Below are 12,015 nucleotides of genomic sequence, written 5' to 3'. Positions count from 1 at the left end.
TTCCTTTCTCTATATTTATGCACGAAGTGTACCTAAGAAAGGCATCTAGTTTAAAAAAGGGTCTAAATTAGGCATGATCCGTAAGGAATTTGTTCAAAATGTCCGTTTTTTCAATTCAGGTATCTTTTTTGGTTGGGAATTTAGAAAAAAAAACAACTTCCCGGTTCCAAAGGATAGTGATTTGGGATTTCGTACGGGAGAGATTCGGGAATCTAGTAGCAAAATGTGTACAATACGTACATAATGCTTCCGTTCTTTCGGCACACAATGAGCAAAAACTGCTCTTTTCCCTGCATTTGTCAATTTTTCACTTAGGATAAGCATTTTTATGAAAATTTCAGCATTTGGCATAATTATTGCTGAATTTTCTTTGTGCAAACGAAAGAAACATACCCCTCTACTTGTTCCTACTGTGGCGTTGGATGCGGAGTCATCGTCGAAAAACTAGGAAATCATGAAATTCATGTAGAAGGGGACAAAGACCACCCAGCGAATCTGGGTTTACTTTGTTCGAAAGGAAGAAACTTACATTACACAGTGATGGATCGAAGTGATCGGATTTTGTATCCCATGAAACGATCAAATAGAAATTCGGAACTCAAACGAGTTACATGGGAGGAAACATTCGATTCCATCAGCGATAAATTCAAACAACTGATCAAAACGTATGGTCCAGATTCAGTTGGGTTTTATGTATCAGGTCAGCTTTTAACAGAAGAATATTATATTATCAATAAGTTAATCAAAGGATTTATCGGTAGTAACAATATTGATACAAACTCCAGACTTTGTATGAGTTCTGCCGTTGTTGGATACAAAATGTCTTTAGGAGAAGATAGCGTTCCTGTATCTTATGAAGACATTGAACTTGCAGATTGTTTTCTTATCGCTGGTGCAAACCCTGCCTGGTGCCATCCTATTTTATTCCGTCGGATAGAAGCCCAAAAAAAGAATTTTCCCAATACGAAACTCATCGTAGTGGACCCTCGGAAAACAGATACTTGTGAAGATGCAGATCTCCATTTACAAATCCATCCTGGAACTGACATTTATCTATTTCATTCCATTGCAAAAATTCTCATCCAAAACAATTGGATCGATTCCCAATTTATCGAAACACATACGGAAGGATTTGAAGGATTAAAGTCGTTTCTTACTACATTTGATTTAGAAGAGGCAGCAAAGACTTGTGGAATTCCTTTAGAGGATATCGAGCTTGCGGCCAAGTACATTCATGAGGCAAAAGGATTTTTGTCACTTTGGGCAATGGGTCTAAATCAAAGTGTGATCGGAGTGAATAAAAATTTAGCTCTCCTCAATTTATCTCTCATCACAGGAAAAATTGGTAAACCTGGATCTGGACCTTTTTCTCTCACGGGACAACCGAACGCCATGGGAGGAAGGGAAGTTGGAGGGCTTTGTAATTTACTCCCTGCGCATCGTGATCTGAGTAATCCAACACATAGAAAGGAAGTGGAGTCTTTTTGGAAAATCGAAGAAGGAACCATCCAAGAGAAACCTGGTTATACGGCAGTAGAAATGTTTGAAAATCTGAAATCTGGAAAAATGAAAGCAGTTTGGATCATATGTACCAATCCAACCACAAGTTTGCCAGATGCACGAATGGTGGAACAAGGGTTACGTGAAGCAGAGCTCGTCATTGTGCAAGATATCTCGATGAGTTCTGCAGCCATTCCCTATGCGGACTATGTATTACCTGCTGCCGGCTGGGCCGAAAAACAAGGTACAATGACCAACTCAGACCGCAGGGTCACATACCTTTCAAAAATATTAGAACCTCCAGGCGAAGCAATGGCTGATACATGGATCATCCAAAAATTTGCAACAAAGATGGGTTATGGTTCCCATTTTTCGTACCAATCAGAGGAAGATGTATTTTTAGAACATTGTGCCTTAACAGAAGGGACAAAAATTGATATTAGTGGATTAGACTATACAATATTACTAAACAAACGATCCGTTCAATGGCCTTTTCCCAAAAATAGTGTGAATGGAACACCACGGTTATTTACAGATCACAAGTTTTATCGTCCAAATGGAAAGGCGAAAGTTTTTGATGTCCCTCCAGAAGACTCTTCTGAAAAAACATCTGAAACTTTTCCTTTTATCCTAACTACAGGTCGAATCCGTGACCAGTGGCATACCATGACTCGCACGGGAAAGGTTCGCAAACTGATGGAGCACAAAAGGGAACCATATTTGGAAATCCATCCTCTGGATGCAGACCAAGTGGGGATCGTCGATGGTGGTCTTGTGGAAGTATTGAATGAAAGAGGGAGAGTTCGTGTCAAAGCGAAACTCACTGATACAATAAAACAAGGTACTGTATTTTTACCCATGCATTGGGGGAAACAAAACAAAAATGATGAGTTCCGAGCCAATAATTTAACGAACAAAGAATTTGATCCGTTCTCCAAACAACCTGGATTTAAAATATCTGCCGTCCAAGTCAGACCATATAGTAAAGAAAAAGAAAAAATCCTTATCATCGGTGGTGGGAATAGTACATCTGCTTTTATCAAACACTACAAAGAACTTTGTCCAGAAGATGAGATTACGGTTTTATGTAAGGAAGAGAATCCACTCTACAATCGTATTTTACTTCCTGATTTTATCAGTGGTGAAAAAGAATTTATAGAGTTAGCAAGTGCCAGTGTGGAAGAAGTGAATTCTTGGGAAATCCAATTGCATACTTCCACGTCAGTGACAGAAATTCTACCGGAAGCAAAAATTGTAAAAGATACATTGGGAAATGTTTTCTCATACAATAAGCTCATCATCGCAACCGGCAGTTCCCCGCAAATCCCAAAGACAATTTCACAAACGATGGTAGGTGTATTTAGTTTACGTGCCAAAACAGATGCTGATAAAATTAAGGGTTTTTTTGTACCTGATTCGCATGCTTTGATTGTGGGAGGTGGGTTACTCGGATTAGAGCTTGCATCGGCTCTCAAGTCACTCGGTGTGAATGTGACAGTCCTCGTACGAACCGATCGATTGATGTCCAAACAATTGGATGCTGTCGCATGTGAAATCTTAAGTGAAGAGATTCATAACCGTGGGATTGAAGTCATTTACCGATCCGAAATCAGCAAGGTTCATGGATATGATCGTGTCAGTTTCGTTGAATTGAAAGATGGAAGGAAACTTTATCCAGATGGAATCGTTTATGCCATGGGAACCAGTCCTAATTTATCATTAGCAAAAGGGATGGGGATTCAAATTGGGGAAGGGATCATTGTAAATGAATTTTTGCAAACTTCTGATCCTGATGTGTATGCGATCGGAGAAGTCGCAGAACATACATCAGGTGTCTATGGAACGGTCCTTGCTGCTGAAGAACAGGCAAAAGTGGCAGCAAATCATATTTTTGGATATCGATTCCAAACATACAATGGATCACTACATTCCAATCTATTAAAAATTCCAGGATTAGAGCTTGTTTCTCTACGATTGCCGGGAATTCAATTTGAGAATTTAACAGATGAATATGAAGAAATTGTGTTTCTCGATCGCAAAAGACGAAAATATAAAAAATGTATCGTTAAAGGTGATAAACTTGTCGCTGCTATTTTAGTTGGCGATAAATCAGAATTTGTCGAATACAAAAATTTGATTGCATCTGGAATCGAGTTGGGTGAAAAACGAAACCAACTGTTATCAAGTATATCTACCGCCAAACCTCCCAAAGGTGTTCTTGTCTGTTCTTGTAATGGAGTAGGTAAAGGAAATATTGAAGAAATAGTTGCGAGTGGAGCCAAAAATTTAGCTGATGTAATGGAAAAAACAGGAGCTGGTACTGGTTGTGGGAGTTGTCGACCAGAAGTAAATCAGATCATAAAAGCTTTAACTTTAAAGAACTTGTCCTAGTTTTTTATGTTTTGTTTTCTTTGGATTTTGATGTTTTGTTTGGATTTTTGACCAATTGTCGATCACCTAACATTGAAAAAGTAAGAAATCGTTTTGAGGCATAGTGTATGCCTGTCCCGATGAACATGGCGATCAAATAGCCATACGGTAGTCCACATGCGACAAGTCCGGTCAAAATAACAATGATAAACTCTATATGATTTTGTATTGAATCTTTGATCAGAAGGATTAATGATAACGCTTCAAAAATAAGTAATGTACCTAGGATTGGCAAAGGAAAGGCTTTGATAAAAAATTCCAAACCATCACCCATAAACAAACCAGAGATAAGATAAAAGATTCCATATAATAATACTGATACACCTGATCGCCCGCCAAATGTATAATGTCCTACCATTCCACCAGCACCATGACAACAAGGAATCCCACCAAAAAACGGTGAAATTAAATTCATAACCGAATATGATAATCCAATTTTTTTAATTGTAATTGGCTCTTTATTTGGGAATAAATCATCTGATATTTGTTTTGTGGCAAGAATCGAGTTTCCAATTGATAATGGTATTTGCGGAAGCGATAATAATACGAATCCTTGTAAGATTAATTCAAGACTCGGTACATTCAGATTGGGATAATGAATTTCAAATTTCGTAATTGATGAAAATGTATCAAAATGAAAGAGAAAAGAATAAATTAAGCCAAGAATAATGACAACAAGAGATGCAGGAATTTTTTTATTATCAATTAACAATAAGATGAGAACAAATGAAATTGCGGACAAAACATAACCATTGGTTTGTTCCGATGGGATGTATTCTTTAAAGGCTAGGAAACTCAAACTAATCCCTAGTCCAAGTTGTAATCCTCTGATCACGGATTTTGGTATTAATTTTGCGATCTGGTCTAAAATTCCTGACATTGAAAAGAATAACATAAGGACCCCAATGGCAAGTCCTCCGCCTAGTACAATTGGTCCGGCAATTTTTTGTGTGATCACGATTGTGGCCATGGCTTTCAGAGGTTGCACGGGCATTGGCCTTTGATAGATCAGTCCTGTTAGTATTTGCATGAAACCAAAGACAATGAATACACTTGGTGCGTGTAATCCAGAAGCGAGGACCATCGCCACAAGGATCGGAAAATCAGTCCCGATATCACCGAAGGCACCTGCAATTTCGTTCCGATTGAAAACAAATTCCGATTTTTTCCACATAGCCTAGTGCAAATTGCCCTTCATTTCTCTTTGCTGGAAGTGTAAATTTGCCCAGAGGGAAAAAAGTTTTGGGCGACCGCTCCATCGAAATTTGATACTTGAAATTGAGACCTAATCTCAATAATATGGAAAAATCAATCTTTAGGAAGCCGAATTGAAAGCAAAACGTTGGTACCAGCTTCACCTCATATTAGGAATCTTCGGATCTAGTTTTTTATTGGTAATCGGGATCACAGGTTCCTTGCTTGTTTATGGAAAAGAAATCCAATCCATTTTATCTCCGATAGAAATAACATCGAACGCACACCGACTTAGTTTTGATGAACTTTACAGAGAGTTTAAGCGTCAGGTGCCACAGGGTAGCATTGCAGGTTGGTTGGTTTCGGATCTGAAAAACCAACCCGATCAAATTTGGTTCCACGACAGAAATATTCCTAGTAAGGAAAATGTTTATTTATTAGATCCATACCATGGGAAAATCATAGGTTCTTTAAAAGAAGATAGAAGTGATAGTTTCTACGGATTTTTGTTGGTGTTACATTACAGTTTATTTATGGGAGGGATTGGTTATTTCATCACAGGATGTTTTGCCATTGTGTATTTGTTGCTTGTCTTCACTGGGATCAAATTATACAAACGATTCTGGAAAAGTTTGATTCGTTTACGATGGAAAGAGAGTTCCCAAATTCTATTTTCCGATTTACATAAGTTTGTTGGTATTAACGCAGTTTGGTTTCACCTTATTTTAGGAATTACCGGAGGTTGGTGGAGCATACGTGATACAATCATTCGAACATATCCAGAAGAAAAGCTTGTACATGGTCTTTGGTCGCAGTCCAAGTCCATTGATCAATTGATCATCAATTGTGAAAATCAAATCGAAAATTTTCATTTAGGTTATATTTCCTTTCCGCATCATTCAGAAGAGGAACCTATTGGTTTTTATGGGAATTCATACGATTCGAAAGGATGGGAAAGTCGTTATGGATCTTATGTATTATTTAATGCAGATTCAAATCAAATGATTCGTTTTGTTGATATTTCAAAAGAGGCATTGATCAATCAAATTTTGGATGCCTTCCGGCCTCTCCATTTCGGTACATTTGCAAATCATATCAGCAAAATCATATGGGTATTATTTGGATTAACACCTGCAATTTTATCAGTGAGCGGGATTATGGTATTCTATCAAAAAAGGAAAAACAAAAGAAGGTATTTAAATCAAAGAACCCAATCGAATGAATTGGGCTCTTTTGTTCAGCGATGAGTTTTTTTAACTATTGCCAGCATTTGCTTGGATCATAACATACATATGTTCCGTTATATCCTTCGCATGCTTCTTTTGCATTTTTTAGATTGGTAATTCCATAATAAACATAAGCAGGGAGTAAATAATCATGTTCACCTTCTGTTGAATAAGCATAAGGAATTAAATCATTAATTCCATCCACACCGTCATAATGACATGCACTGATTTTGTTATTGATCGCACATGGTCCGTTGATTCGTTCCACAACAATTTCAATTCCAATTGCATTTCCAATCGTTGTATAAGTTTGTTCTATATTTAATTCCCATTCCGCTTGTTTTTCTAGATAAGCTGTTGAATATTCACGGCAAAATAGATGTGGCCCATTTTTAATACTAAATCGATGGCTATAAGCAATTGTGAGACCTAATCTTTGACCTTCACTCATACTATTTGCATTCAATTGTTGCAATGTTACAATTTCGACCAACTCATTGTTTGTTATTTTTGACTTTGGATCAAAAAGGTCACATTGGAATACACTCATACCAATGAATAGTATTGGAAGTAGGGATTTGATTTTTGTTTTCATATTGTTCTCCAGAAATTAAATTTTATAAGTTAACATAAAGCCGTACGTTTTTGGTGCACCGGGCACCGCTTGAAAAGTACCATCGATATATGAAGTGAAGTAATATCGATCGTTGATATTATTCATATATAAGTATGCGGATAATTTATCAGTTTCGTATCCGATTCTTGCATTTAAAACATAGTAGGGGTCGCTATAGACAGTGTTATCAGCGGCAAAATACATTTGCCCAACTGCTTGGAATTCACCTCGGAAGAAGATTCCTAAATCGTTACGATATTGAAGGTAACTGACAATGTCATATTTTGGTATAAAATGAACCCATTTGCCGTTAAAATTTCGATTGAGAACGGTATCCTGAAATTTATTAAATATTCCTTCAGTATAACCGGCGGATAACCCAAGTTTTGTGTCTTTCTGTGGTTTTACAAAAGATTCGAGTTCATATCCTCGTATCGTAACCATTTCAGCATTTAGGTTTACGTATTGTGAAAGATTGATTGCTCTGATTACGTGGAAGTCTTGTGTTTCAGTGTAGAATTGTGTATATTTTAAACCAAATTTACCTTTAAAAAATTCTGACTTTATACCCGCTTCAATTGTATCATTGATTTCAGGTTTGAAACTTGCTTTAGAAGGTTGATTGACAACAGTACTATATCCTGCGTTCTTATAACCTCGACTAAAACCAACAAAAAACATTAAATTTTCGATTGGTTTATAATCGAATATAATCCTGGATACATTGTAGTTATAGCGATTGCTAATCGAATATGGATCAGACAAAATCAGAGTTTCACCGATAGGATTGAATGGTGATACTCCAACGGCTTGTTCCGTATGGGATAACTTACTCTCTTGTCTTTCTATTCTTGCCCCTAATGTAATTGTAAATTTATCAAAAAATGTGTAGCTGTTATGCGTGTAAAAACTTACATTTCGATCATGTAGTCTTGATAAATTTTTTTCTCGGGTAGGTGCACTCAATCCAGGAAAATCGTTTATGACATATAATTGGACACGGTGTTCTCTCGCTTGGTCTATGTTTGTGATTTTATTTGATGCATAAATACCAACTTTAAATTGAAGCGGATCATGTTTGTCCTTCGATTCAAAATAGATGTCATTAAGAAATGTAGTCGATTTTTCAACGTAAATGGATCGATTTTGGTCAATTTTCGTAAAATCGGAATCGGCTGTGATGGGATCAATGTCCATCTTTCGAATCGCAGAAGCGGTTTTTAAATTGGTGAATGGTAATTTAGTCGTTGTTGCCAGTGAGTAAGTATTCCCTGTTACATTACTTTTTCCTTCATAGTCCCAATAAACCTTTCGATCTCCATTAACTCGGTTTACATATGTTCCATAGAGTTTGGAACAATTTGTTGGGGCCGCAACACAGCCTTGTAAAAGAGCTTTTTCTCTTTCTGATTTGGCTCCTAAATAATTGACAAGATTGAGTGATCCATCATCAAAACTTTCCGCACTCACTTGTAAATCAGCTTCAAACATTTCATTTGGAGTGAAATACAATCGAAACCTTCCAGCTCTTCCTTTTCTACCATCGGGATGAGTTTTATAAATTTCTACAGGAAGTTCGTATGGTCGATTGTTAGGATAATAAAATCCAGTTACATTGGATAAATATCCTTCTCGTTCCGTTGTTTTCCCGGCGACTCCAAAAAATAATTTGTCGTTTATGATTGGAGCATTATAATATACTGAAGTTTCTTGCTTTTTATAATTTCCAAAATCTAATGTGATCTTTCCTTCAGGTAAATTTGTAGGTTTTTTAGTTTTGATCTCTACAACTCCACCTTGGAAATTTTTCCCAAATAAAGTTGCTTGGCTTCCTCTATAAACCTCAATATTTTCTAGCCCATACAACTCTGTGTTCAATGCCACATTATCATTCAAAGGGATTCCATCTAAAATCAAACCAACGGCTGGTTCACTGAATGCAATGCTTCGCATTCCGCGAATATTAAAATAGGTAAAGTTTCGAGAGCCTGAATCAATGATGGAAAAATTAGGAACTTGTTTATCAATGTCATTGGTTCGATTGATACCAGCATCTTGGATTTCTTGTTCATTCAACCGACTGATGCTATTCGGGGTTCGTAAAATCTCCTGGTCTCGTTTGTCCTTTTTTCCCGTGACACGAATTCCATTTTCTTTTTTTAAATTCTCCGCTTCCGTTTTGAATTCGGGGTTTCCATTTTGTTTAGGATTGGGGTCATTTGTTTGTGCCCAGATGATAATGGGAAAAAAGACAACCAAACAAACGCAAACGATCGTAAGGTAGGGTCGTTTCTTTGGATGGATCCTCCGTCGGTTTCGGCAAGAAAAAGGTTTGCACAGTGTAAAAATATGAGAATGAATCTCAAGATCGATATGCATACGGCCATATTCCCGTAGATGGGTTGGTTTGGCAATCAGAAATGAGATAAAGACTCAAAATCAGGGGAACGTCCGCTCGCTGGGAGTGGAATTCTGTTCTTACCAGAGTGTTTCTATTGGAAGATGAGGTGGATTTTCCATTGAGTGAAGGTTCTGAAACGTGTCGGGAATGCCCCTTTTCGTATCAAACTTTCTGCATCCAAAGGAAACGATCTTAGTTCGTTTTATTTTGTTAGGTTACAATTTAATCCATCCTGGGGATGGGGAATTTACGATTTGATTGCGACTTAAAAAAATCGATTGTATTCGATGATGAGACAACGGTTGGAAACAACTTTGATTCCAGCATCTTCCGCTTTTTTTTCAGCTTCAGGATGGGAAATACCTAATTGTAACCATAAAACCTCGGTGCCACCTAACGCAATAATCTCGTCTACCACTTCTGGAATTTTGTCAGAACTTCGAAAAACATCGATGAACTTTCGATCTTCTTTCGGAATCTCGTTCAAATTTTTAAAGATGGGAAAGGATCCGACATTATGCTCTTTAGGATAGGTTCCCAAAACATTCCATCCTTTTTCTCTAATGAAAACTGGTACATAATGACTCGGTTTACTTGGATCATGACTCAAACCATAGACGGTAATGGATTTGTAAGATTGTAACAAGGATTTTATTTCAGAATCAGATACATTCATAGAGAGAGTATAACATATGGAATATTTTTTTCAACCCAACGAATGGTGTTGATTACGATTCATTTTTGGCTGAATGTGTGACCGATTGGTTCTTGTTTTCGAAGAAAGTAGAGATTCCATCAAAATGATTGAATTTTAGGCGATGCACTTCCAGAGGAAAGTTACGAAAATTATTTCCTTGATTCGATAAACATTTCCTAAAAAGGAAACAGATGAAAAAGATGGATTAGGAAAGAAATCATGAATCACAAATCTCTCGAAACCAAATTCCAAGAAATGCGAGCTAAAAAGAACAATTCTATAGAGGATTCATTCGCACTCTTTGATGCTTTAGAAGTCGTTAGTATAGAAGAAATGATGGGGCGTTGGCATGGTTCAGGTTTTCATACCGGTCATACTATGGATGGTGCCTTGGAAACATTTAATTGGTATGGGAAAGAATTTGTTGATTCAGAAAATGTTCATCCGTTAGTTTTTAAATCGTTTGGGAAAACTCTCTTTAAAGTGAATCCTTCTTTAATGCCAGTTAGACTTGCTACTCTGATTCCTTCTACAAATCTTTGGCCACTCCGATTTCCATTTCTTTTGTTCCGATTTTTATTCCAAACATCAAAATCGAAAGCGCGTGTCAGACAAATTGAATTCAGAGGAAAAGTCACCTCTGCAATGATTTATGATCATCTACCCATTCATGACGTATTTAAAAAAGTAAATCAAAATACACTTTTTGGATGTATGGATTTCAAAGGAATGAAACAACCTTTCTTTTTTGTTTTAGAGCGTGATGTAAAGTAAACGTTGCATCATTTTGGAATGATCTTATTTTTTTTCAAAGCCAATTGATTTTTTGTAATTTGTTCCCAAACGGAGAAAAAATATTCTCCGATCAAACGATTGGACCAAGATTTTGCAAAAATTCCTTCAAAAAATGCAATATGACTTCCGCGTTTCGTATGCACATGGATTGTATTTTTTAAACTTTCTAACCAATGTAAATTTTCTAAAACATTCAAATTCACACAAATCGGATCATCGGCTGCATTGAGCACAAGTAAAGGTGTTTTGATTTGGCTCGTGACAAGGATTGGGTTTGATTTTTGATAATAGGACTCTTTGTTTTTGAATCCAGAAATGGAATGAAGTTTGTCTTGGAACTCACCAAGCGATTTTACTTTTAATAATTCGTCCGTGCCTTTTACCTTTGCAAAACTCTCGTAATGTCTCTTTAGGAAGTAATTAATCATACGTTGCCCCATGATTTTACTATATACAGGATGTACTCTATGAAAAGCCTTTTCGATATCGTATGCTGGTGAAACTGCAACTGCTGCACTGAACATACTTTTTGTTCCAGACTCACCCAAATATCTTGCAAGTAATCCAGAACCAGCAGAAATTCCAACACCAAACAATGGTTTATTCGGAAATAATCTTCGAATATGATTGAGTTGTTCTTTTAAGTCGGAAGTAGAACCCATTGTATTGATGATGGGTTTTGTTAGGGGTAAGTTGCCATGACCTCGTCTAATACAAACTACAACTATCCAATTCAAAGTTTTTCGTAAATGTGATACTGTTGATTTTATGTCTTGCTCATCACCGCTAATGGTGTGAAAAACAACCACGATTGGAGTTGCGTCTTTTTGGTTGACTGCGTGAAAGCCAGACCACGCAAGTCCAGTTGTTCCTCCATCTCTCATTTCTAGATGCTCAATTTTATCATAGAGAAAAAGTTTGGACTTGGACTCTCGGAACATCAATAATAATAGCATTAAATGTTGATTGAAACACCAGAATGTAGGTACATAACGTTTGGTGAGGCTAGGAGTTTGTGAAATGATCTTCGATGATAATTCGGAATCATGAAACCTAAGTTTTGGAAACTCAATCACATCAACAAAATAATAAAAAATAAATCCAAACAGAATGATAGCGAAGATCGTATAAAGAACAGTTTCTAATGACATTCTGA

General features: G+C 36.8%; 8 protein-coding genes. 3 read left to right on the top strand and 5 right to left on the bottom strand.

Translation table 11 applies throughout. From position 1 onward, the window contains the following. Positions 1-372: 372 nt before the first annotated feature. Complete coding sequence (locus LEPBI_RS13590; protein ID WP_012389702.1) at positions 373-3,891, top strand: nitrate reductase; 3,519 nt, start codon at positions 373-375, stop codon at positions 3,889-3,891. Between the two features lie 4 nt (positions 3,892-3,895). Here LEPBI_RS13590 and LEPBI_RS13585 read toward each other — a convergent pair whose 3' ends face one another. Further along, positions 3,896-5,104 (bottom strand): putative sulfate/molybdate transporter, encoded by a 1,209-nt coding sequence (locus LEPBI_RS13585; protein WP_012389701.1) that lies wholly within the window; start codon positions 5,102-5,104, stop codon positions 3,896-3,898. Positions 5,105-5,258: 154 nt separating this feature from the next. Here LEPBI_RS13585 and LEPBI_RS13580 point away from each other — a divergent pair, with 154 nt between their 5' ends. Further along, positions 5,259-6,371 (top strand): PepSY-associated TM helix domain-containing protein, encoded by a 1,113-nt coding sequence (locus tag LEPBI_RS13580; protein ID WP_012389700.1) that lies wholly within the window; start codon positions 5,259-5,261, stop codon positions 6,369-6,371. 10 nt (positions 6,372-6,381) lie between these two features. Here LEPBI_RS13580 and LEPBI_RS13575 read toward each other — a convergent pair whose 3' ends face one another. From LEPBI_RS13575 to LEPBI_RS13565, 3 genes are all read right to left on the bottom strand, one after another. Next, positions 6,382-6,945, bottom strand: coding sequence for an LIC_11695 family lipoprotein (locus LEPBI_RS13575; protein ID WP_012389699.1), 564 nt, complete (start codon positions 6,943-6,945; stop codon positions 6,382-6,384). Positions 6,946-6,960: 15 nt separating this feature from the next. Beyond that, the gene (locus LEPBI_RS13570; protein ID WP_012389698.1) at positions 6,961-9,345 is read right to left on the bottom strand and encodes a TonB-dependent receptor; all 2,385 of its coding nucleotides are present in this window, start codon (positions 9,343-9,345) and stop codon (positions 6,961-6,963) included. 287 nt (positions 9,346-9,632) lie between these two features. Then, complete coding sequence (locus LEPBI_RS13565) at positions 9,633-10,043, bottom strand: CoA-binding protein (protein WP_012389697.1); 411 nt, start codon at positions 10,041-10,043, stop codon at positions 9,633-9,635. A gap of 240 nt (positions 10,044-10,283) precedes the next feature. Here LEPBI_RS13565 and LEPBI_RS13560 point away from each other — a divergent pair, with 240 nt between their 5' ends. After that, positions 10,284-10,838, top strand: a complete 555-nt coding sequence (locus LEPBI_RS13560) for a DUF4334 domain-containing protein (protein ID WP_012389696.1) — start codon at positions 10,284-10,286, stop codon at positions 10,836-10,838. An 8-nt stretch (positions 10,839-10,846) separates the two neighbouring features. Here LEPBI_RS13560 and LEPBI_RS13555 read toward each other — a convergent pair whose 3' ends face one another. Next, positions 10,847-12,010: a YheT family hydrolase gene (locus LEPBI_RS13555; RefSeq protein ID WP_012389695.1), complete on the bottom strand. Its 1,164-nt coding sequence runs from the start codon at positions 12,008-12,010 to the stop codon at positions 10,847-10,849. Positions 12,011-12,015 lie beyond the last annotated feature (5 nt).

Origin of the sequence: Leptospira biflexa serovar Patoc strain 'Patoc 1 (Paris)' (assembly GCF_000017685.1) — a bacterium.
GTDB lineage: Bacteria > Spirochaetota > Leptospiria > Leptospirales > Leptospiraceae > Leptospira_A > Leptospira_A biflexa.
This window is presented reverse-complemented; position numbering and strand designations above follow the sequence as displayed.